Origin of the sequence: Kribbella qitaiheensis, from assembly GCF_014217565.1 — a bacterium.
GTDB lineage: Bacteria > Actinomycetota > Actinomycetes > Propionibacteriales > Kribbellaceae > Kribbella > Kribbella qitaiheensis_A.
Genome location: NZ_CP043661.1, coordinates 61040 through 82484 on the forward strand (window position 1 = coordinate 61040; position 21445 = coordinate 82484).

A 21445-nucleotide genomic window follows, 5' to 3' on the forward strand; every position below is an offset into this window, starting at 1 on the left:
TGTCCACAGAGAGCGCTAGTAGCGTGTCGCTGCTTAACTCTGGAGGGGCTGGTTGGGAGGTTTGGGTTGGCAGATCTTCCTTTCCCTCTGCCGGACAGGACTGTTGTCGTGGCGTCGCAGGTGAAGCGTCCGGTCAGGTTGGCTGAGACGGATCGTGAGTGGCTGGTTCGGATGACCAGGACGGGTGTGCATCCGGCTGCGGTGATCAGGCGGGCGCGGGTGCTGCTCGCGCTGGATGCCTCGGTGGGTGAGATCGGTTCGCAAGAGGGGATCGCGGGCCCGGGTCGGTGTCTCGACCGAGATGCTGCGGCTGATCGCTCAGCGGTTCGCCGAGACCGGTGGCGATGTGGACGCCACGATCTCGCGCAAGAAGCGCGAGCATCCGCCGGTGGCTTCGCCGGTGACCGGCGAGGTCGAGGCGAGGCTGATCGCGCTGGCATGCTCCCAGCCACCCAAGGGCTATACCCGGTGGTCGCTGCGGCTGCTGGAAAAGCAGGTCGCGCTGGTCGAGGACATCCCGGACCTGGATCACTCCACCATCGGGCGGGTGTTAAAAAAACGAGGCTGCGTCCTCATCTGAAGAAGTGCTGGACCATCCCGCCAAAAGCGAACGCGCAGTTCGCCGCCGCGATGGAAGACGTCCTCGCGGTCTACGCCCGCCCCTACGATCCGGCGTGTCCGGTGGTATGCATGGACGAGAAGCCCTACCAACTCCTCGGCCACGCCCGCGCCCCGATCCCCGCCACACCGGGACAGGACCTGAAGGAAGACAGCGAGTACGTCCGCCACGGCACCTGCTCGATCTTCTGCTGGGTCGAACCCCTGCGCGGGTGGCGACGAGTGGACGCCCAGCCACAGCGCACCAAGATCGACTGGGCCTACCAAGTCGAACGACTACTGACCCAGGACTACCCCGACGCCGAGAAGGTGGTGCTGGTGATGGACAACCTCAACACCCACACCACCGGATCCCTCTACGAGGCGTTCGACCCGGCCAAAGCGTTCGCGTTGGCACAGCGCCTGGACATCCACCACACCCCCAAGCACGGCTCCTGGCTCAACATCGCCGAGATCGAACTGTCCGCCCTCACCCGCCAATGCCTGGACCGCCGCCTCGACGACCTCGTCGCACTGAACACCGAACTCGCCGCCTGGCAGCAAGCCACGAACACCGCCCAGCGCCAAGTCGACTGGCAGTTCACCACCGACGACGCACGCACCAAACTCCGCCACCTATACCCCAACAGTTAGATGCGACGATCTACTAGTGGGGCGTGTCATTAATTAGGTAACGGTTGGTGGTGGGTCAGAATGGGGTATGGCGAACCGTCCTGCTGCCGCGTTGGTGCTTCGTGAGGGTGATCGGGAGCGGTTGGTGTCGTTGACGCGGTCGACGACGGTTCGTGCTGGGTTGGCGTTGCGGGCGCGGGTGGTGTTGCTGGCTGCGGGTGGGGTATCGAATACGGCGATCGCGGAGCAGGTGGGGTTGTCTCGTCCGAAGGTGATCGGGTGGCGGCAGCGCTACGTGCGCAGCGGGATCAAGGGTCTGGATGATGCCGAACGGGTGGGCCGGCCGCGCGAGATCGATCACGCGATGATCGTGGCCGAGACGTTGAAGCCGCCGCCGAAGCGGCTGGGGGTGACGCACTGGTCGTCTCGGCTGCTGGCCGTGCGGCTCAAGGTCGGCAACGCGACGGTCGCGCGGGCGTGGCGTGACTATGGGGTGCAGCCGTGGCGCAGTGAGACGTTCAAGTTCTCCACCGATCCGGAGTTGGTCGCCAAGGTCACTGATGTGGTCGGGCTGTATCTGGCGCCACCGGACAACGCGATCGTGTTGTGTGTCGACGAAAAGTCGCAGATCCAGGCTTTGGACCGGACTCAGAAGATGCTGCCGATGCAGCCTGGTTTTCCCGAGCGCCGCACCCATGACTACGTCCGGCACGGCACCAGCACGTTGTTCGCGGCACTGGAGATCGCCACCGGCACGGTGACCGCGGCCTGCAAACCCAGGCACCGCCACCAGGAGTTCCTTGCGTTCCTCAAGCAGATCGACCGCGCCTACCCCGACGACGGCACCGGTCAGGAACTGCACCTGGTGATGGACAACTACGCCACACACAAACGGGCCGAGGTCCGTGACTGGCTGGCCGCGCACTCCCGGTTCAAGGTCCACTTCACCCCGACCTCCGGGTCATGGCTCAACCTGGTCGAGGTCTGGTTCGGCATCATCGAACGACAAGCCATCCACCGCGGGACCTTCACCTCGGTCAAAGACCTCAACACAAAGATCCGAGCCTTCATCACCGGCTGGAACGACCGCTGCCACCCCTTCGTCTGGACCAAGACCCCAGACCAGATCCTCAAGAAAGCCAACCGTCACCGAACTTCAGAAACGCTCCACTAGTGCCGCGTCTAGTGAGGTGCCGCGCGTTTCCCGGACAGCTTTTTCACGGTTAATTCACGCTGCGAGCTGCTTTTCCAGGTACTCGTCATGGGCTTGTTGTGGGGTTCGATAGCCAAGCCCTGAGTGGCGACGTTTGGTATTGTAACGCAATTCGATGTAGCGGGCAACGTCGCGGCGTGCATGTTCGCGGGTGGGATATTCAGTGCGATAGATACGCTCGTTCTTGAGAGTTCCGAAGAACGATTCAGCCATGGCGTTGTCGTAACAGATGCCGGTCCGGCCGACCGATTGGCGAAGATTGTTCTTCTTCAAGGTGGCGGCGAACTGGGCGGACGTGTAATTACTGCCACGGTCGGAATGAAAGATAGCGCCGTCAGCGAGTTCATGGTTCCGGACAGCCATTTCGATGGCGGCCTCGATCAGTGGGGTCTTGTAGTTATCGTCCATCGCCCACCCGACCACCGCCTTGGTGTGGCAATCGATCACGGTCGCCAGATAGAGCCAGCCCTCCCAGGTCGAGATGTAGGTGATGTCGCCGACCATCTTGAGACCTGGAGCTTCCGCGGTGAAGTCGCGCTCGACCAGGTCCGGGATCGCGCCGGCCAGGCCATCTCGCTCGGTCAGACCGTGCCGCCACGGCCGCGGCTGACACGGCTCCAGGCCCAGCTCCCGCATCAGGACCCGCACCAGTTCGAGCCCGCACGGCACGCCCCAATCCACCAGATCGGCATGCACCCGCCGGTACCCGTAGGTGTCGTCGGACTCCTCGAACGACTTGCTGATGATCAGCTTGAGATCGGCTCGGCGCTTCGCCGTCACCGAGACCGGCCGGTTCCGCCACTCGTTGAAACTGGACCGGCCCACCCCGAACCATCGGCACATCTGAACAATCGATGGCGCATCAGCGTCCTTGTAAGCCTTATTATCCGCATATTCCGCGTCGATGAACTCGAACCTTTCGCTCATCGATGATCCTTGGCGAAGTACGCTGCGGCTTTTTTCAAGAACGTGAGCTCCATCTGCAACTCCCGCGTCTCACGCTCAAGCTCACGCAGCCTGGCCCGCTCATTCACAGTGAGCGGCGGCTCCTCGCCGGCATGATCACGCCGATACGCAGCTACCCAATTACTCAAAGTCCCCGGATTGATACCGAGCTCTTTCGCTACCTGAGCTACTGGCCGCGAAGTCTCGATCACCGACTTCACAGCTTCCTCCCGATACTCAGGAGTGAAATTCCTCTTCGAACGCGGCAAAATCTTTCCTTTCCAGACAACCCAATCTTAGTTTGGGCACTGTCCGGAAGGTTCGTAGCACCTCATAGAAACGTTGGGGTTGTAACCGTGTTCGGGTTGACCTGGCCGGGGTTGGTTTTGGAGGCTGTCGTGTTGGAGGTGGTGATGGCTCGACAGCCTGAGGTGTTCGTGCGTTCCTTGGAGCCCGAGGAAGCGGCTCGGTTGGTGAAGATCACGCGGACGACGAAGGACCGGGTCCGGTTGCGGCGGGCGGGATCGTGCTGGCGTCGGTGCAGGGCCGTAGCGCGGTCGAGGCTGCGGGCATGTTCGCGATGAAGGCGCAGTACGCGCGGGAGGTGATCCACGCGTTCAACGAGTCCGGGTTCGCGGCGCTGGACCCAAAATGGAGCGGGGGCCGGCCACGCAGGTTCGGGCCCCCGGTGCGTGAGACGGTCTGCCGGGTCGCGAAGACGCCGCCGCAGAAGCTGGGTCGCCCGTTCACGACGTGGAGTTTGTCGAAGCTGGTCGAGTACCTGGCCGGGCACAAGAGCATCGCCATCAGTACCGAGTCGGTGCGCCAGATCCTGCGTCGAGCCGGCATCAGGTGGCAGGTGAGTGTGCCAGTCTGATTTGGCCCCACTTGGGGCGGTAGTGATGGCTTGATTTGGCTCCACCCTCGACCATCCAGTCCTCTACGTTCGTGTCGTCTGCCAAGGCGATCACGAGAGGTGGAGGGGTTGAAGGAGAGATCGAGAGTGGAGCAGTTCGAACGTATCCGACGCGAGCGTCGAGATGAAGGTTTGTCGATCCGGGCACTGGCGCAGCGCCACCAGGTCCATCTGAGGTGCCACGCGCTTTCCGGACAGCTTTTTGATGGCTGATTCAGGCGGCGGATTGTGTTTCCAGGTAGTCGTCGTGGGCTTGCTGTGGGGTCCGGTAGCCGAGCCCTGAGTGACGGCGTTTAGTATTGTAGCGCAATTCGATGTAGCGGGCGATATCGCGGCGTGCATGGTCGCGGGTCGGGTACTCGGTTCGGTGGGTACGCTCGTTCTTGAGAGCGCCGAAGAACGATTCGGCCATCGCATTGTCGTAACAGATACCGGTCCGCCCGACTGATTGGCGAAGATTATTGTTCTTCAAAGTCGCGGCGAACTGGGCGGAAGTGTAGTTGCTGCCCCGGTCGGAGTGAAAGATTGCGCCGTCGACAAGATCGTGATTCCGCACCGCCATGTCGATCGCGGCTTCGATCAGCGGGGTTTTGTAATTGTCGTCCATGGCCCACCCGATCACAGCTTTGGTGTGGCAATCGAGCACGGTCGCCAGATAAAGCCACCCTTCCCAGGTCGAGACATAGGTAATGTCTCCGACCATCTTGTGCCCCGGAGCATCAGCGGTGAAGTCCCGATCTACCAGATCCGGGATCGGGCCGGCCTGGCCATCCTGCTCGGTCAGACAGTGCCGCCACGGCCCGCGGCTGGCACGGCTCCAAACCCAACTCACGCATGAGCTTGCGCACCAACTCCAGCCCACAGGTCACACCCCAGGCCACCAGGTCGGCATGCACCCGCCGGTACCCGTAGGTCTCGTCGGACTCTTCGAACGACTTGACGATGATCAGCTTGAGTTCGCCTTGGCGGCGCGCAGTCGCCGACATCGGACGGCTCCGCCAATCATTGAAACTGGACCGTTTCACCTCGAGCCACCGGCACATCTTCACAATCGACGGCGCATTTCCGTTCTCTCGGGTCAACCTGTTGGCATACTCCGCATCGATGAACTCGAACTTTTCGCTCAACGATGATCCTTGGCAAAGTATGCTGCGGCTTTTTTTAGGAACTCGTTTTCCATCCGGAGTTCTCGCGTCTCCCGCTCCAGCTCGCGGAGCCGCGCACGCTCGTCCATGCTCAATGCCGGTTCCTCGCCGGCATGGTCTCGCTTAAAGGCGCTCACCCAGTTACTGAGGGTTCCCGGGTTGATGCCGAGCTCTCTCGCGACCTGAGTGACAGAACGTGAAGTCTCAATCACCGACTTCACAGCTTCCTCCCGATACTCAGGAGTGAAATTCTTCTTCGGACGCGGCAACATCTTCCCTTTCCGGACAGCTCAATCTTAGTTGAGCCGCTGTCCGGAAGGTTCGTGGCACCTCAATCGGCGCACGGTGCGTCTGGCGTTGGGTGATGCGGTGCCTCCGACGCGGAAATCTCCAGAGCGTGTGGCGCCGGTGCTGGGCCCGCATCTGGCCACGATCGGTGGCTGGCTGACCGCGGACCTGGACGCCCCGAAGAAGCAGCGGCATACCGCTCGCCGGGTCTGGCAGCGGCTGATGGAGGAAGAGGGTGTCGTGGTGGCCGAGTCCAGCGTGCGGGGGTTGGTCGCCCAGCTGAAGACCGAGATCGGTGGGGACCGGGCGCAGGTGATGGTGCCCCAGACTCATGGACCGGCCGAGGAGGCCGAGGTCGACTTCGGGGAGTTCACTGCGGTGATCGCTGGGGTGGTGATGAAGGTGTTCATGTTTTGCCTGCGGCTGTCGCATTCGGGCAAAGCGGTCCATGTTGCCTATGCCAATCAGACCCAGGAATCGTTCCTGGATGGGCATGTGCGTGCGTTCGAGGCGCTGGGTGGGGTACCGACCGGGATGATCCGTTACGACAACCTCAGGCCCGCGGTGATCCGGGTCGCGCTGGGCCGGGAACGGTTCGAGCATCCACGGTTCATCGCGATGCGCTCCCACTACGGCTATGACTCGTTCTTCTGCGCGCCAGGCTTAGAGGGTGCTCATGAGAAGGGCGGTGTCGAGGGCGAGATCGGCCGGTTCCGCCGACGGCACCTCACTCCTGTCCCGCACGTGGCATCGTTGGCCGCGCTGAACCAGGCCCTGGCCGCCGCCGATGCCCGCGACGACGCGCGCCGCATCGGTGCCCGCGCCGAGACCGTGGGAGCGGCCGCGGCCCGTGAACTGGTCTTGCTGAACCCGCTGCCGAGTGAAACCTTCGATGTCTCGGCCCCGCTGTCATGCCGGGTCGACGCCAAAGCACGGGTCTGTGTCCGCCAGTCGTACTACTCGGTCCCGGCCCGGTTCGCTGGTCGCCGGCTCGAGGTTCGTCTCGGCGCCACCGCGGTGATCGTGCTCGACGCAGGCAAGGTGATCGCTGAACATACCCGGTCGCTGCACAAGGGCAGCGAGGATCTCGTTCTGGACCACTATCTGGAAGTCCTCACCCGCAAACCCGGCGCCATGTCCGGGTCCACCGCCTTGGTCACCGCGCGAGCATCCGGGGCGTTCACGGCGGTTCATCAACGGTTCTGGGACGCCGCCCGCAAGCAACACGGCGACGGGCCCGGCACCCGCGCCCTGATCGGGGTGCTGTTGCTCCACCGCACCATGACCGCGACCGTGGTGAGTGCGGGCATCGAAGGCGCGCTGGTGCTCGGAAACTTCGATCCCGACCTGGTCGCGGTCACCGCACGCAGCGCGATGACCTCAGCCGGCGCGACCTCCCCGCCGGTCCCGGTTCCACCCACCGCGTCCCACGCTGCGACGACCCAACGGCCGACGCCATCACTGGCCGACTACGACCAACTACTCCAGAAAGAAACCGCATGAGCCCCGCCACGAAAACCGCGCCAGCCGCCACCCCGACGACCACGGTGACCGCCCTGTCTGACCCCGCCGCCGAGGCCGCGATCCACGCCGCTTGCCGACTACTCGCACTGCCCACCATCCGCGCCGAAGCCATCGCGATGGCCGAGGCCTCAGCCAAGCAACGCCTTACCCACAAGGCATTCCTGGCCGAAATCCTCACCGCGGAATGCGACGAACGCGACGCCCGCCGCCGGATCCGGCGAGTCAACGAGGCCAAGTTCCCCCGCACCAAACGCCTCACCGAGTTCGACCACACCGTGCTGCCCGACCTACCGGCACCGACGCTGGCACACCTGGCCGGCGGCGGCTGGATCGACGCCGGACAACCACTGGTCCTGCTCGGCGACTCCGGCACCGGGAAAACACACCTGCTCATCGCACTCGGCACCGCAGCAGCCGAGCAAGGACGCCGGGTCCGCTACGTGACCACCGCCGCCTTGGTCAACGAGCTCGTCGAAGCCTCAGACGACAAACAGCTGTCCCGCGTCGTGGGCCGCTACGCCCGACTCGACCTGCTCTGCCTCGACGAGATCGGCTACGTCCGCCTCGACCCACGCGGCGCGGAACTGCTCTTCCAGATCATCACCGCCCGCGAAGAACGAGCATCCATCGCCTGCGCATCCAACGCCCCATTCTCCGAATGGGGCGCCACCTTCACCGACCCCCGCCTCGCCGCCGCAGTCGTGGACAGACTCACCTTCAACGCACACATCATCCAGACCGGCACCAAGTCCTACAGACTCAACACCACCCGGCAAACCCGCAGCCGAACCGCCACCAACTAACCCAAGACAACACCACCAAAACAAGCAGGGTGGGGCCAAATCAAAGCATCACAGCGGGGCCAGATGGGGTTGTCATACTCAGGCAGGCGACCAAGACCTGGAAAGGCAGCCGGGATCCCGACTTCGCCGCCAAGATGGCCCGTGTTCTCGACCTCTACGACCATCCACCAGCCGATGGCCGGGTGATCTGCGCCGACGAGTTCGGTCCGTTGAACCTGCAGCCCAGGCCCGGCAGGGGCTGGTTTCCCACCGGCCGCCCAGCCCGGTTGCGGGCCACCTACAACCGCAACGGCGGAGTACGGCACATGCTCGCCGCACTCGATCTGGCCACCGGGCAGATGTTCTACCGGTTCCGAGACCGCAAACGGTGGCGGGAGTTCCTCGGGTTCCTCAACAACTCCGGGACCGGTTCCCGACCGGGAAGCTGTATGTCGTGTGCGACAACTATGGACCCCACAAGAAGGCCGAGGTCCTCGAATGGTGCCAGGCCAACCAGATCGAGATAGTGCTCACCCCGAGCAACGCATCCTGGCTGAACTGGATCGAGTGCGAGTTCACCGCCCTGCGCTACTTCACCCTCGACGGCAGCGACTACCCCAGCCACACCGCCCAAGAGAACGCGATCACCGGCTACGTCCGCTGGCACAACAAACACGCCCAACCCAAACGACACTTCGCCATCGACTCCAAAATCCGCCGACCCGATTACCTCCCCAACGTTGCTTGACGAGGCACTAGCCCAGATATTTCATGGAGTTCCGGCGTGTCGTTGGGGGTCCTTGTTTAGTGGGGTTTTTGGCCGTTGGTCGGGGTGGTGGCGTGGGTTGGGCCCGGCTGTCGCGTCGGGTGGGCGGGTTCCGATGTTCCTTGGGTGGTAGGGGTGTGGGGCCGGGTCAGGTGGCTGGCCAGGGGGCTGCGCGGAGGCGGTCGAATGCTGTTGCGAGTTGGTGTGCCCAGGGCCAGTCGGTGTCGAGTCTGAGGTGCCGGCCGCGGGCGGTGCGGACGAGGACTCCTGCGGTGTGTGAGGTGCCGCGCGTTTCCCGGACAGCTTTTTCACGGTTAATTCACGCTGCGAGCTGCTTTTCCAGGTACTCGTCATGGGCTTGTTGTGGGGTTCGATAGCCAAGCCCTGAGCGGCGACGTTTGGTATTGTAACGCAATTCGATGTAGCGGGCAACGTCGCGGCGTGCATGTTCGCGGGTGGGATATTCAGTGCGATAGATACGCTCGTTCTTGAGAGTTCCGAAGAACGATTCAGCCATGGCGTTGTCGTAACAGATGCCGGTCCGGCCGACCGATTGGCGAAGATTGTTCTTCTTCAAGGTGGCGGCGAACTGGGCGGACGTGTAATTACTGCCACGGTCGGAATGAAAGATCGCGCCGTCAGCGAGTTCATGGTTCCGGACAGCCATTTCGATGGCGGCCTCGATCAGTGGGGTCTTGTAGTTATCGTCCATCGCCCACCCGACCACCGCCTTGGTGTGGCAATCGATCACGGTCGCCAGATAGAGCCAGCCCTCCCAGGTCGAGATGTAGGTGATGTCGCCGACCATCTTGAGACCTGGAGCTTCCGCGGTGAAGTCGCGCTCGACCAGGTCCGGGATCGCGCCGGCCAGGCCATCTCGCTCGGTCAGACCGTGCCGCCACGGCCGCGGCTGACACGGCTCCAGGCCCAGCTCCCGCATCAGGACCCGCACCAGTTCGAGCCCGCACGGCACGCCCCAATCCACCAGATCGGCATGCACCCGCCGGTACCCGTAGGTGTCATCGGACTCCTCGAACGACTTGCTGATGATCAGCTTGAGATCGGCTCGGCGCTTCGCCGTCACCGAGACCGGCCGGTTCCGCCACTCGTTGAAACTGGACCGGCCCACCCCGAACCATCGGCACATCTGAACAATCGATGGCGCATCAGCGTCCTTGTAAGCCTTATCATCCGCATATTCCGCGTCGATGAACTCGAACCTTTCGCTCATCGATGATCCTTGGCGAAGTACGCTGCGGCTTTTTTCAAGAACGTGAGCTCCATCTGCAACTCCCGCGTCTCACGCTCAAGCTCACGCAGCCTGGCCCGCTCATTCACAGTGAGCGGCGGCTCCTCGCCGGCATGATCACGCCGATACGCAGCTACCCAATTACTCAAAGTCCCCGGATTGATACCGAGCTCTTTCGCTACCTGAGCTACTGGCCGCGAAGTCTCGATCACCGACTTCACAGCTTCCTCCCGATACTCAGGAGTGAAATTCCTCTTCGAACGCGGCAAAATCTTTCCTTTCCAGACAACCCAATCTTAGTTTGGGCACTGTCCGGAAGGTTCGTAGCACCTCAGTGGAGGATCTGGTAGCGGTAGGTGGCTGGTTCGGTGCGGGCGAGGGTGCCGGTGAAGCACAGTGCTTGGGTCCAGGTGAGTAGGTCGGCGGCGGTGAGGGCGAGTTCGAGCCAGCAGGCGTTGGCGGTGTAGGCGTGGAAGGGCAGGTTGCGCATTCCGGTGTCTTTGCCGGTGCGGATGCGGTCCTCGACGCGGGCGTGGCTGCGGTGCTCGTGTTCGAGGTCGGGGAGTTGCTGTCCGGTGGGGGTGTCGGTGAGGAACGCGGTGAACCGGTGTCCGTCGATGTCGGTGAACGTCAGTTGGGCGCCGGGGTGGGGCCGTTCGCGTCGGACGATGACGCGGGAACCGGCCGGCCAGTTGTCCAGGGTGAGCAGGTCTGTCAGTTCGGCGACCCAGGCGCCGCGGCGGGGTTGCCCGTCGGCGTTGTAGGCGGGTTGCCAGGCGTGTTCTGGGGTGGCCAGGATCGCTTGCTGCAGGTTCTCGTCGACGGAGAACCCCAGTGAGTATCCGATGCCGCGGGTCCGGAGCGCGGCAGCGAAGGCGTGGGTCGCGCCGGCCGAATCAGCGCTGGCCATCACCTGGGGTCCGTCGACCTCGTCCGGTCGGGGCCGGGCGTTCTCGGGCAGTGCGGCGATCGCCAGGTCGAGCACGGTCACGTGGTCGGCGGCGGTGTTTGAGCCTGCGTTTCCGGGCCGGAGCAGCCCGGCCAGTGCTTCACCGCCGGACACGTCGGGGCGGTCCAGGTAACACAGCAGCGGATGGAAGCCGAACCCTTTCTTCCAGGTGGGTGCGGCGTTTTCCTTGTCCGAGTGGGCAGTGAGCAGGGTCGCGTCGAAGTGCAGCCACAGGGCTTTGATCAGGTCCGGGCCTGCGCCGGCCGCCCAGACCAGCTCGCGAGCCTTGGCCCGGGCAGCCCGCAACAGGTCCAGTTTGAGCTCGTCGACCTTGTCGACCACCCGCCACGCGGTCGGGTCGGAGGCGACCGGCCCGAACAGGCGCGGCTGGTCGCGCAGTGTCCGCAGGTGCCGCAGCGCGTCACCACCGTCGGCGATCGACACCGCGACATCGACCAGCACCTGCCCCGGTGCATGCAACGGCGGCAACCGGTAGGTATCGATCAACGCCTCGGTCCAGCCGTCTACCAGTCCGGTCGAGGTGGCAAGCTCCCGCAGCAACGCCGTCCCGGCGTGCGACACGAGGCCCTTACCATCCGCCGACACCTTGAACCGGGACCCGCCCTTGCTAGGCTTCACCTGAGAGTGTCTTTCTGTTCGAGATCATTGAGTCTTCGCAAACCCAATTTTCCCTTACAGGCAAGGCACTCTCGCCTTTTCACCTCACGTGTCGCCACAATTTTCGTGAAACGTGGAGGCTAGCGTTGTCGGAAGGGCCGCCAGCGGGTCGGCAAGGGATGAAGCGGGAGACCAGGTGAGTGCATCGCGGTCGTATTCAGCTGGGGTGAGGGCTGCGTTGTTCACCTTGAGCCGGGGACGGTGTTATGCGCCGGACTGCGTGCAGCAGGTGACACGCTTCATCGATGGCGAGCCCAGTATCAACATTCAGATCGCGCACATCCACGCCTTGGAGGAGAACGGGCCGCGCTTCGTTTCGTCGTTGACGATCCCTGAGCGCAACCTGTTCAGGAACCTGCTTTTGCTGTGCCAGGCGCACCACAACCGGGTTGACAGCAAGCAGTTCGAGCGCAGCTTCCCCGCCACACGATTGTTGAAGTGGAAGCGAGATCGCGAAGGTGACGCCGGGGCTGAGCTCGCGATGGTTCAGATCAAGGACAACGAGGCGCTGAGGGAGCTGTTTACCGACGCGCTGCATGAAGCGAAGGTGGAGCTGCTTGAGGCGATCGGACGTGTCGAGAAGGTCAGCCTGAATCAGGCAGCGATGCTGCGGACGCTGGTGGATGAGTCTTTCGGGCAGCCCCGACTAAATGAGGATGCCGTCGCCTCTTTGGAGCGATCCGCACGCATGCTGGTCGGCCTGGAGGATACGGCGGGTGTGCTGTATGTCGCCTCGCAGACCATCAATGAGGACACGGTGATTTCCATTCAGTCGGCGACCAAAGAGTTGAACACCGCGGTCGGCCAGGCGAAGGAGATGGGTCACTCGCTGACTGCGAAGCTGGAGTCGTTCGACGTAGGGGATCGGCCGGTCGACGAGGTTGAGCCTGCGGTGTATTACGTCGACCAAGGGAGCAAGTGGCTTTTCTTCCTGCGAGGTATGGGCGTCGGAGCGGCGCTCGTAGCAGTCATCATATTGGCGATCGTGATTACCAGGGCCAGAAGCGGTGCTTGAGTGCGAATCAGGAATATGGAGGGGTGGTTTCTCACCGCGTGAGCGATGGACTCGAGGCGGCGAGCAGCGTTGCGTCGTCCGGGTATCGTCGGGCGGACTGGGCAGCTGACCGATCGCGGCTCCGACCTCGACCCTCCTCAACGACTGGCCCGAAAGATTCTGGTTTGCTGGGACGCGTCTCGAGAGGTGCGTCCCCGGTTGCCTCCGCAATGCTTTGTCGGTCGGAGAACTCGTGGGACTCGTACGCGCTTACGCCGAGATCTGGAACAGGTCGGCCGCGCACGAGCAGCTTGCCCCGGACGCCGTCGAGCGGGTGCGCTGAGCAGCTGCTTGCCGAAGGCTCTCCCAAGATGCTTGGGCGCCAGCCGAAAGGTTGTGCGCAGTCGCCTCAACCGCTTCAGGCAGCGAGGTCAGCGCTTCAGGCTCAACTGTTCTACGCGACGGCCGGCTATCGTCTGCAGCTTTCTTGGTCCAACTCTCGCCGAGCCTCCGTCCACTCGGACCTCGCCCAGGCCGGTATGTCGGGTTCGTCGGAGCATTGACGAACCCGACGCTGTGCATCGGCGCAGCTCTCCGGCTAGAGGATCCGGTCTTGGTGCGCGCTGGCTTCCTCTCTCAACGCATCGAGGAACTCGTTGTCGACAACTTCGTCGTCGGTGTCACTGCCGTCTTCTGGACCGTAGTCGGCGGACTCGCGGTACAGCAATAGACAGCCTCGTATCCCGTCGAGTAGGTCCTCCAGGAGATCCTGTGCGGGACGCGTGGGATCCAATGGCGTCAGGCGCGGCATCAGGCCCGCCATTAGTTCCTGGTCGCCGGGCCCGTACTTTTCAGCTTTCGTCCGTGCCTGCTCGATTTCATCGATCAGCGCTTCCGGATCAGGGATCTTGCCTTCAGTAACCGTCATCGCGGCTCGTACGAGGCCCACGACGATCGCCCGCGGACTCTGACCCGCCTCAAGCAGCTCCAAGACCGCGGTCGGGGTCCGAACGGCGAGCGCTTCGATGTTGTCCGCTTCGGCCACCACCAAAGTCGGATCGCAGTCGGGCCTGCTCGGCGGCAACTCGTGCGGCTGCCTGCAGCCAGTGCGCCGCCGCAATGGCGGCGGCTGTGGCGTCGACCTCCTCGAAAAGTCGCGAGGAGCCCAGGGGTTGTTCCTGGAAGATGTCGTTGGCCGCGAGGACTTGCAGTGGTGACGCATCAGAACGCGCCAGTGCCACTGCCTGCTTCGCCCGGCCCGTTAGGTCTCCGAGTTCGGCCCGTTCGACCGCGTCGATCTCCTCCGAGACGTCACCGGCAACCTGTTCGATCAAGTAGGCGCTGGCTATTGAGTGCAGTACCCGTCCGACGCGATGAGCCGCCTCCTCGACGCGAAGGTACGACTGCTCCAGATAGCCGTCTTGGGGCAGATTGGGATTCCGCAATGCGTCGATCACGCCGCCGAACGCGTCGCGTTCGCCTTGTCGCCGCCATCCTTCGGTGTTCGGCTCCATGCTGTCCGCAGAGCTAGCTGGATTGGTGTAGCAGCGCCATAGGTGCCTGGATAGGCCCGACAGGGCGGACGCCAGGCGCAATGCGCCTTCCGCGGACACATCTGTAGGCAGCGTGGCGAGAGTATTCGCGAGCCGGCCGACCCCGATGTTCCAGCTCGTCACGAGGGCATGTCGGGTCGTGTCGTATGCGTAGTCGGTCACGCCACGGAGCGTAAAGGGGACCAGGGACAGTTTTCGTTGGCGGCTCTCTCCGTATGGCTAATCTGGGGTTTGCGACGTCGGCGCCGCCTAAGATCGCCGGCGTGGCTAACTCGATGCACGATTGGCTTCCTGAGCGGCATCTCAGCGTGGCCGCGACACTTTCACATGCCGATGAGCTGATCGGCCAGGTCGGAGATCTGCTCTTCGATTACCAGAGCCAGACTGAGGGCGTCTTCGGGCTACGTGAGGTTCCGGTGGGGGCGTTCAGCCGATCCGTGGTCGATCGAGTGGCGCCGATCCCGCGCAAGGTGCCGCTACTGGTAGCTGATGCGCTGGTTGCCCTGCGGGCCGCGATCGAGCACGCACTGTTCACGGAGGCCGAGTTTCTCGATGGCTCGCCCCTGGACGCCAAGGCCGCCAGACTCGTCGAGATGCCAGCCTCGGACAGCTACGAGAATTTCGAGGAGTGGAAGAAGAGGCGGCTACGCAACGGTCCGTTGTCGCTGCGAGATGGCGGTGAACTCGCGCGCCGGATCGATGGGCTGCAACCCTTCCACCGCCGGACAGACCCTCAGCTGCATCCTCTGGCCCGTTTGGTGCTCCACACGAACCACGCGAAACACAGGGCGCCGGCGATCACGGCAGTCCGGCTGGCTGCCCTGTACCAAGACGACCAGCGCCCCCGCTCGCCGCGCGATCTGCCTTCTCGCCCGGAAGTGCCGCTGCGTGTCGGTGACGTCATCGCGGAGGTCCCGCTGGGCACAGCAGTCCCCATCACATTGTTTCCGACCGTCGGGATCAATCGGCCGGGCACGGACCGGTGGCCGGTACTGATACAGGAGCTCGATGAGATTTCGGAATGGGTCCGCACCCAGGCGGTACCACGGCTTGTCACCGGAACCGAGCCGCCAGCGCCGGAGCTTCCGACGCGGTACGCGATCGACATCGGTCACCAGGATGAACGCCATGCGATAGCGGCGGGATCGACAATCTCAGCTGCTGATCGCCATATGCAGCGCCTGACCGCCGCAACGGCTCGGGGCGATCTGGGTAGCATTCTCGCCCAGATGGACCGCTCGCTGAGCGAGCACCAGCTCGTAGCGTGGCTGGCCCAGCTGACCGATGACGCTGTACTCGAGCGAGTGTCCAAGCTGAAGGCGAATGAAATCCACGACCCCGGCACCATGCGCCAAAACGTCAGGCTTCTGGAGGGCCTGCGCGATGAGGCACGGGCCTTCGCCCAGGCGAATCAGACTGCAGCGAACTGATCGGCCGCACACGCTCATCACGGCCGCGACCTGACGGAACCGACAGCGACCATCGTCATGAGGTGGCTCCGGCCACGACTGCGGATGACAATGACTGGATGGCAGGTGCAGAACATCCACGCTTGACCCCCGACTGGCGCCGCGAGCCGTGCCTGGGTTGCGGCGAACTGGTCAAGCGGCAGCGAGGCGCCTGGAGCGAGATCATCGGAACACGGACCGGTAGCTGGATCGCCGCGGTACCGGTCTCAGCAGGTCAGATGGTTGCGACGGACCCTGAGAACGTCCCGACTTCGGCTCACGTGTTGGGCGTCGCCCACATCTCGTGCCTGCCAGATGCTCTTGCGACGATCCGCCGAGGCGATGTCACTTTCCACACGGATCTAGAGATCGCGCTCCTCGATACTTTACCCTCGGTGACGCCTTTGAATCTGCCATCGAGTCAGACCGAGTGTTTGTTCTGTGAAGGATTTACCGGTGCCGCGCTGACCGACGAACACGTCTGGCCGGCCCTGGATGATTCGCGAGTTCGAGGCTCGGGGCGGAGCCATTGACAGCAGCGGACGGAGTCGGCCCGCCGTACCGGTGGTGCAGGTCTGTTCGGACTGCAACAACCGGTGGTTGAGCGTCCTGGAGAACGACTGCAAGCCCTTGCTGCTGCGCATGTGGAACGAGCCGACGACGCTCAACCCACAAGAGCGCGAACTGCTGGCGGTATGGGCGACCAAGACCGCGATCTCCGTCGATGCCTACGGATCTCCGTCGATTCCGCGTGGCTTCGCCTATGACCTTCGTGTCGGCAGGCGCCCTTCTCCGGGCGTGTGGGTCTGGGCCACCGCATTCGTCGGACCGACCAGATACGCCGCTGCCTGGGGCAGCGACGTACGGCTGGCCGCTCTGGAGGAGCTGCCCGGACCTCACGGACTGACGATCACATTCACCGCTGGCCCGGCTCTGTTCCAGGTGATGTTTGTCTACGAGCGTGGCGAGTTCGAGGTGGACATTCGAGCAGACGACGCCGCTCTGCTGATGGCCCTGTGGCCGACCGCTGCCGAGACCTACCAGTGGCCGCCTGGAGGATTCGATGACGAGGCCGCAGGACGACTGGTGGTTCGGTTCTCGGGCTCTGACCCCGATCAACCGCTCTCGGACAGCGCTGACCGTGTCACCTGATGTCATCATCGAGCTGCCCGCAGCGGGTCTGGACTACGCTGGCGGGTATGGACGTACTACCGACTCGCTGGCGGGAATCAACAATCTTGGGCCACGGCATCAACGTCGACGAGATCCCGCAGCCGCACCGCCTCGCCGAGCGCGGCTGGTGATCAAGCAGGACCTGGGCTGCCGCGAGTGACGGATCAGGTGATCGGCGAGCGGGCCGCGCGTGAGCTGCGCGGTCTCGCTCGCGTCCTGGTGCGGTCCGGGTACGCCGACCGCGCCGCCGTGACGGCCGCGTTGACCGAGGCCGTGCGGGAGGATGCGCCTTCCGCCGACCCGGCCACGCTCGTCCCGGAGCTGATCGACGAGGCCGTGGCGGCTCTTGCTGCCGACTCGGCTGACTGGCCCGACGAGACCGATCCCGACCGGCTGGACGTAGTACTGGCTGAGCTGGAGTCGCTGGGTGTCGTGGTGGTTCGCTACTGCACGGACCACCACGACGCACGGCAGGCGTTGGAGGCTGCGGCGGAGCCGAAGGGCCTGGTGTTCTTTACCGACACCGATGTCTGGCACGCCGTCGATTTCGGGATGCTCGAGCTGAAGGTCTGGCACCCGGACACCGCCAACGTGGCCCCCGGCGAACCGCTGCTGGACGACGTACTGGCGCTACTGCACGAGCGCGACCTTCCTGCCGTCTTCGACGAGGGCCGCATCGAGACCACCCTGACCTGGCAGCGCCGGGTCGGCTACTGAGGCGGAGGAGCGAAGTGAGCAAGCCTGTGATCGGCGTGTTCGCCCTGCAGGGCAACGTGCGGGAGCATCTCGCGATGCTGGCCCAGGTCGGCGTCGAAGGCCGGCCGGTACGCCGTCCGTCGGAGCTCGCCGAGGTCGACGGGCTGGTGCTGCCGGGTGGCGAGTCGACCACGATGGACAAGCTGGCCCGGTCGTTCGAGCTGTTCGAACCGCTGCAGAAGCGGATCGCGGACGGGATGCCGACGTTCGGGACCTGCGCCGGGATGATCATGCTGGCGAACGAGATCACCGGCGGGATCGAGGGCCAGGAGACGCTCGGCGGACTCGACGTCACGGTCCGCCGGAACGCGTTCGGGCGGCAGGTGGACTCCTTCGAGGCGGACCTGGAGTTCGCGGCTTTCGACACGGCGTACCACGCGGTGTTCATCCGGGCACCCTGGGTGGAGCGGGTCGGCCGGGAGGTCGAGGTGCTCTCGACCGTGAGCTCTGGCCCGGCTGAAGGTAGGATCGTCGCGGTTCGTCACGATCGGCTGCTGGCCACCTCGTTCCACCCGGAGATGACGGGTGACGCCCGGCTGCACGGATACTTCGCTGATCTGGTGCGCGACCACTAAGTCAGTTGCAGGCGGTAGAAGGGTTGGGTTCGCGATGTCAGGCCACTCCAAATGGGCCACCACCAAGCACAAGAAAGCGGTCATCGACTCGAGGCGCGCCAAGCTCTTCGCGAAGCTGATCAAGAACATCGAGGTGGCCGCCCGCACGGGCGGTGGTGACCTCGCGGGTAACCCGACCCTGTACGACGCGGTCCAGAAGGCGAAGAAGTCCTCGGTCCCGAACGACAACATCGACCGCGCGGTCAAGCGCGGCTCCGGTGCCGAGGCCGGTGGCGCGGACTGGCAGTCGATCACGTACGAGGGCTACGGGCCGAACGGCGTCGCGATGCTGATCGAGTGCCTGACCGACAACCGGAACCGGGCCGCGGCCGACGTACGGACCGCGATGACCCGCAACGGCGGCTCGCTCGCCGACCCGAACAGCGTCGCGTACCTGTTCCACCGCAAGGGCGTCATCGTGGTCAACAAGGAGCAGGACGGCAAGTCCTACTCCGAGGACGACGTGATGGAGGCCGTCCTCGAGGCCGGCGCCGACGAGGTGAACGACGACGGTGAGTCCTTCGAGGTGATCAGCGAGGCCAGCGACCTGGTCAAGGTCAGGACCGCGCTGCAGGAGGCCGGGATCGACTACGAGTCGGCCGACGCGTCCTTCGTCCCGTCGATGACGGTCGACCTGGACGCCGACGGCGCGGGCAAGATCTTCCGCCTCATCGACGCCCTCGAGGAAAGCGACGACGTCCAGAACGTCTACGCCAACTTCGACGTCTCCGACGAGGTCATGGAACAGGTCAGCTGACTTTCCGTCCTTCGCCTGCGCCCCGGAAGAGGTTTCTGGGGCGCTGGTCGGTTGTGGGCGGACAACACGCCTTACTCATGGGTAACATGTCCGTCATGGCGACTCAGGTGTTCGGGATGTGGGAGAAGTTGCGCGGCGTACCGGGTGGGACCCGGGCGTTCTCGCTCGCGTTCACCTGGAAGGCGCCGTACTTCCGGTCCATCCGGCCGCGATTCGTGCAGGTGAGCCCGAACTACGCGTCGCTCGTACTGCCGAAGCGGCGGGCGGTGCAGAACCACATCGGCACGGTGCATGCCATTGCCGTGTGCAACGGTCTGGAGGCCGCAATGGGCGCGCTGGCCGAGGCGACCGTGCCCAGCGGAAAGCGGTGGCTGCCCAAGGGCATGGAGGTCGCTTACCTGGCCAAGTCGACCTCAGACCTCACCTGCTCGGCAGAGACCGACCCGGACGCCTGGAGCGCGGGCCCCCGACGTACCGGTCCGGGTGAAGGCGGTCCGTTCCGACGGCACGGTCGTGGTCGAAGGCACCATCAACCTGTGGGTCACCGACAAGAAGTAGTAATGCGCTCGCCCGCGTGAACAAGGGCGTCGTAGGGTCGTCCCGTGACTGATGCTGTGCGACTCGTCGACATTGCTGTTGAGCACCTCGACGACGTGATCCGGGTCCGATCCCGGTCGTTCGGACCGCTGGACGCAGCCAGCCGGGACGACTGGATGAAGGACGCCAAGGAGTTCATCGACGGCGGCCGGTACCTCGGGGTGATGGACGGCGACGAGGTGGTCGCGGCGGCCCGGTTCTGGGACTTCCAGCAGTGGTGGGGCGGCCGGCGGGTACCGATGGCCGGTATCGCCGGCGTCGTGGTCTCCCCGGAGTACAGGGGGCGTGGGGTCGGCAGCTTGCTGATGCGCGGCGTACTGCAGCGTGCGGTGGACAAGGGCTTCCCGCTCACCGCGCTCTACCCGGCGACCACCGTGATCTACCGGCACCTCGGGTACGAGTTCGGTGGTGGCCGGTACCGATTCAGCTTTCCAGCGGTCGGCCTGCGAGCCCTTGGTGGCAAGGAAGTCCCCGTACGCCGGGCGGGCGCCGACGACGCCGCACGCATCCTCGAGTTGGTCGCGCAGGCGCACACTGCCGGTCGTACCAGCGGTCCGCTCGTCTGGTCCGAGTCGAAGGTGGCCGACTGGCTCGCTGACGACGACAACTTCGGCTATCTGGCTGAGGACGGTTTCGTCGTCTACAACTGGGAAGGCGGCGACCTGCGGGTCGACGAGATCATCGCCGGCTCCGAAGCGACCGCACGTGCTTTGTGGGCCACTGTCGGCTCCGGCTCCTCCATTGCGCGCACTGTGAGTGCGTACGTGCCTCCGAGCGATCCGATCCATCTCCTGATCGAGCAGGAGGCCGACAAGAACGCCCAGCTCCAGCGGTGGATGCTCCGCCTCCTCGACGCCCCAGCAGCGATCGCCGCACGCGGCTTTGGGATTGGCGCCTCGCTGGAGGCCGACCTGGAGCTGGAAGACGCTGAGCTGCCCAGTAACACCGGCCGCTGGCATCTGTCGGTCGCGGACGGCTCTGGCTCACTGACCCCTTCCACAGCGAGCAGTGAAGCCCTCCGCCTCACCGCACGCGGCCTAGCGGGCCTGTACGCCGGTACGCCGCTCGCCACGTTGCGCCGGGCGGGCCTCGCTCTCGGTGGTTCGCAGGCGGCCGATGCTGTCTTGGACACCGCGTTCACCAGCGCGTCGTACATGCTCGACTACTTCTGAAAAGTTCGGGCGCGTCGATTTCTTGGCGACCGGGCCGGGCTACTAGGGTTGTCGAACAAACGTTCGGAGGTAGTCCATGCGCGTACTCGGTGTCGACCCTGGCCTGACCAGGTGCGGCCTCGGCGTCGTCGAGGGCTCACCCGGACGGCCGCCGGCGCTCGTCGCGGTCGGCGTGATCCGGACTCCGGCCGACCTGGACGTGGCCAAGCGCCTGGTCCGGATCGAGGCCGGGATCGAGGAGTGGATCGCCGAGCACAAGCCGGACGCGGTCGCGGTCGAGCGCGTGTTCGCTCAGCACAACGTCCGGACTGTGATGGGGACGGCGCAGGCTTCCGGGGTCGCGATGGTGGTCGCGGCCCGGCACGGACTGCCAGTGGCGCTGCACACGCCTAGTGAGGTCAAGGCCGCTGTCACCGGGTCGGGGCGCGCTGGCAAGGAGCAGGTGACGGCGATGGTCACCCGGATCCTCAAGCTGGCCGAGCGCCCGACTCCGGCCGATGCCGCGGACGCGCTGGCGCTGGCGATCTGCCACGTCTGGCGGGGCGGGGCGACGAGCCGGCTGCAGGAGGCCGCTGGGAGCCGGGCTGAGCTGGAGGCGAAGGCGCAGGCCCAGTCCCGGTTGCAGGTCGCGAGGTTGAAGGCAGCGGTGGCGGCGCAGGGTGGGCAACGATGACGACGACGGCGCGCGGCTGCGTC

Annotated in this window: 21 protein-coding genes and 2 pseudogenes; 17 read left to right on the forward strand and 6 right to left on the reverse strand. The window is 64.6% G+C overall.

The features are described 5' to 3' along the window. The first annotated feature begins 301 nt into the window (after nt 1-301). From F1D05_RS38540 to F1D05_RS00290, 3 genes are all read left to right on the forward strand, one after another. Nucleotides 302-580, forward strand: a complete 279-nt coding sequence (locus F1D05_RS38540) for a helix-turn-helix domain-containing protein (protein ID WP_206686012.1) — start codon at nt 302-304, stop codon at nt 578-580. Further along, nucleotides 469-1251 (forward strand): IS630 family transposase, encoded by a 783-nt coding sequence (locus tag F1D05_RS00285; RefSeq protein WP_206686013.1) that lies wholly within the window; start codon nt 469-471, stop codon nt 1249-1251. The genes F1D05_RS38540 and F1D05_RS00285 overlap by 112 nt, the downstream gene beginning before the upstream one ends. Nucleotides 1252-1318: 67 nt before the next feature. Beyond that, on the forward strand, nt 1319-2404 hold the full coding sequence (locus tag F1D05_RS00290) for an IS630 family transposase (protein WP_185444873.1): 1086 nt from the start codon (nt 1319-1321) through the stop codon (nt 2402-2404). 54 nt (nt 2405-2458) lie between these two features. Here the strand turns inward: F1D05_RS00290 and F1D05_RS00295 are convergent. Continuing rightward, a protein-coding gene (locus F1D05_RS00295; RefSeq protein WP_185443068.1) for an IS3 family transposase occupies nt 2459-3657 on the reverse strand; the annotation gives its coding sequence in 2 pieces (ribosomal slippage) (nt 2459-3393 and nt 3393-3657; 1200 coding nt in all). Between the two features lie 257 nt (nt 3658-3914). On the opposite strand from F1D05_RS00295, the gene F1D05_RS00300 reads away from it, so the two are divergent. Continuing rightward, complete coding sequence (locus F1D05_RS00300) at nt 3915-4265, forward strand: helix-turn-helix domain-containing protein (RefSeq protein ID WP_206686014.1); 351 nt, start codon at nt 3915-3917, stop codon at nt 4263-4265. Between the two features lie 253 nt (nt 4266-4518). On the opposite strand, the pseudogene F1D05_RS00305 reads toward F1D05_RS00300, so the two are convergent. Further along, a pseudogene (locus tag F1D05_RS00305) lies at nt 4519-5718 on the reverse strand (IS3 family transposase). Nucleotides 5719-5749: 31 nt separating this feature from the next. Here F1D05_RS00305 and istA point away from each other — a divergent pair. The 3 genes from istA to F1D05_RS39510 all read left to right on the forward strand — a co-directional run bounded on the left by istA (nt 5750) and on the right by F1D05_RS39510 (nt 8791). Further along, nucleotides 5750-7240, forward strand: a complete 1491-nt coding sequence (gene istA / locus F1D05_RS00310) for an IS21 family transposase (protein WP_281388886.1) — start codon at nt 5750-5752, stop codon at nt 7238-7240. Then, nucleotides 7237-8064, forward strand: a complete 828-nt coding sequence (istB, locus tag F1D05_RS00315) for an IS21-like element helper ATPase IstB (RefSeq protein WP_185442126.1) — start codon at nt 7237-7239, stop codon at nt 8062-8064. Before istA ends, istB begins: the two co-directional genes overlap by 4 nt. 433 nt (nt 8065-8497) lie before the next feature. Beyond that, a complete protein-coding gene (locus tag F1D05_RS39510; protein ID WP_246486327.1) occupies nt 8498-8791 on the forward strand; it encodes a hypothetical protein in 294 nt (97 codons plus the stop codon). A gap of 337 nt (nt 8792-9128) precedes the next feature. On the opposite strand, the gene F1D05_RS00325 is transcribed toward F1D05_RS39510, so the two are convergent. Both F1D05_RS00325 and F1D05_RS00330 read right to left on the reverse strand, forming a co-directional pair. Continuing rightward, nucleotides 9129-10327 (reverse strand): IS3 family transposase gene (locus F1D05_RS00325; RefSeq protein WP_185445181.1). Its coding sequence is split into 2 segments (ribosomal slippage): nt 9129-10063 and nt 10063-10327, totalling 1200 coding nucleotides; the frame shifts between segments, so codons are not numbered across the junction. 65 nt (nt 10328-10392) lie between these two features. Next, nucleotides 10393-11646 (reverse strand): annotated as a pseudogene (locus tag F1D05_RS00330) (IS1380 family transposase); the annotation flags it as partial. A 268-nt stretch (nt 11647-11914) separates the two neighbouring features. Between F1D05_RS00330 and F1D05_RS00335 the strand changes: the two are divergent. Then, nucleotides 11915-12700 (forward strand): hypothetical protein, encoded by a 786-nt coding sequence (locus F1D05_RS00335; protein WP_185445183.1) that lies wholly within the window; start codon nt 11915-11917, stop codon nt 12698-12700. A gap of 577 nt (nt 12701-13277) precedes the next feature. On the opposite strand, the gene F1D05_RS38545 is transcribed toward F1D05_RS00335, so the two are convergent. After that, the gene (locus F1D05_RS38545; RefSeq protein WP_206686016.1) at nt 13278-13724 is read right to left on the reverse strand and encodes a hypothetical protein; all 447 of its coding nucleotides are present in this window, start codon (nt 13722-13724) and stop codon (nt 13278-13280) included. After that, a complete protein-coding gene (locus F1D05_RS38550) occupies nt 13657-14394 on the reverse strand; it encodes a hypothetical protein (protein ID WP_206686017.1) in 738 nt (245 codons plus the stop codon). The genes F1D05_RS38545 and F1D05_RS38550 overlap by 68 nt, the downstream gene beginning before the upstream one ends. Nucleotides 14395-14495: 101 nt before the next feature. Here F1D05_RS38550 and F1D05_RS00345 point away from each other — a divergent pair, with 101 nt between their 5' ends. The 9 genes from F1D05_RS00345 to ruvC all read left to right on the forward strand — a co-directional run bounded on the left by F1D05_RS00345 (nt 14496) and on the right by ruvC (nt 21422). Further along, entirely contained in the window at nt 14496-15662 is a 1167-nt protein-coding gene (locus F1D05_RS00345; protein WP_185445185.1) for a hypothetical protein, read from the forward strand. A 98-nt stretch (nt 15663-15760) separates the two neighbouring features. Continuing rightward, complete coding sequence (locus F1D05_RS00350; RefSeq protein ID WP_185445187.1) at nt 15761-16213, forward strand: hypothetical protein; 453 nt, start codon at nt 15761-15763, stop codon at nt 16211-16213. A 67-nt stretch (nt 16214-16280) separates the two neighbouring features. Further along, nucleotides 16281-16832: a hypothetical protein gene (locus tag F1D05_RS00355; RefSeq protein WP_185445189.1), complete on the forward strand. Its 552-nt coding sequence runs from the start codon at nt 16281-16283 to the stop codon at nt 16830-16832. A gap of 177 nt (nt 16833-17009) precedes the next feature. Continuing rightward, entirely contained in the window at nt 17010-17570 is a 561-nt protein-coding gene (locus F1D05_RS00360) for a DUF6891 domain-containing protein (protein ID WP_246486329.1), read from the forward strand. 14 nt (nt 17571-17584) lie between these two features. After that, complete coding sequence (gene pdxT, locus F1D05_RS00365; protein WP_185445191.1) at nt 17585-18184, forward strand: pyridoxal 5'-phosphate synthase glutaminase subunit PdxT; 600 nt, start codon at nt 17585-17587, stop codon at nt 18182-18184. Between the two features lie 34 nt (nt 18185-18218). Continuing rightward, nucleotides 18219-18980: a YebC/PmpR family DNA-binding transcriptional regulator gene (locus F1D05_RS00370; protein WP_185445193.1), complete on the forward strand. Its 762-nt coding sequence runs from the start codon at nt 18219-18221 to the stop codon at nt 18978-18980. Between the two features lie 95 nt (nt 18981-19075). Next, complete coding sequence (locus F1D05_RS00375; RefSeq protein WP_246486330.1) at nt 19076-19558, forward strand: hotdog fold domain-containing protein; 483 nt, start codon at nt 19076-19078, stop codon at nt 19556-19558. Between the two features lie 24 nt (nt 19559-19582). Beyond that, nucleotides 19583-20749, forward strand: a complete 1167-nt coding sequence (locus F1D05_RS00380) for a GNAT family N-acetyltransferase (RefSeq protein ID WP_185445195.1) — start codon at nt 19583-19585, stop codon at nt 20747-20749. Between the two features lie 76 nt (nt 20750-20825). Beyond that, nucleotides 20826-21422: a crossover junction endodeoxyribonuclease RuvC gene (ruvC, locus tag F1D05_RS00385; RefSeq protein ID WP_185445197.1), complete on the forward strand. Its 597-nt coding sequence runs from the start codon at nt 20826-20828 to the stop codon at nt 21420-21422. The last annotated feature ends 23 nt before the right edge of the window (nt 21423-21445 follow it).

Excerpts from the sequence above, each read along its gene's own strand:
- F1D05_RS38540 (WP_206686012.1), top strand. The coding sequence starts at position 302 with ATGCTGCGGCTGATCGCTCAGCGGTTCGCCGAGACCGGTGGCGATGTG.
- F1D05_RS00290 (WP_185444873.1), top strand. The coding sequence starts at position 1,319 with ATGGCGAACCGTCCTGCTGCCGCGTTGGTGCTTCGTGAGGGTGATCGG.
- istB (WP_185442126.1), top strand. The coding sequence starts at position 7,237 with ATGAGCCCCGCCACGAAAACCGCGCCAGCCGCCACCCCGACGACCACG.
- F1D05_RS00350 (WP_185445187.1), top strand. The coding sequence starts at position 15,761 with ATGGCAGGTGCAGAACATCCACGCTTGACCCCCGACTGGCGCCGCGAG.
- F1D05_RS00370 (WP_185445193.1), top strand. The coding sequence starts at position 18,219 with ATGTCAGGCCACTCCAAATGGGCCACCACCAAGCACAAGAAAGCGGTC.
- F1D05_RS00375 (WP_246486330.1), top strand. The coding sequence starts at position 19,076 with ATGGCGACTCAGGTGTTCGGGATGTGGGAGAAGTTGCGCGGCGTACCG.
- ruvC (WP_185445197.1), top strand. The coding sequence starts at position 20,826 with ATGCGCGTACTCGGTGTCGACCCTGGCCTGACCAGGTGCGGCCTCGGC.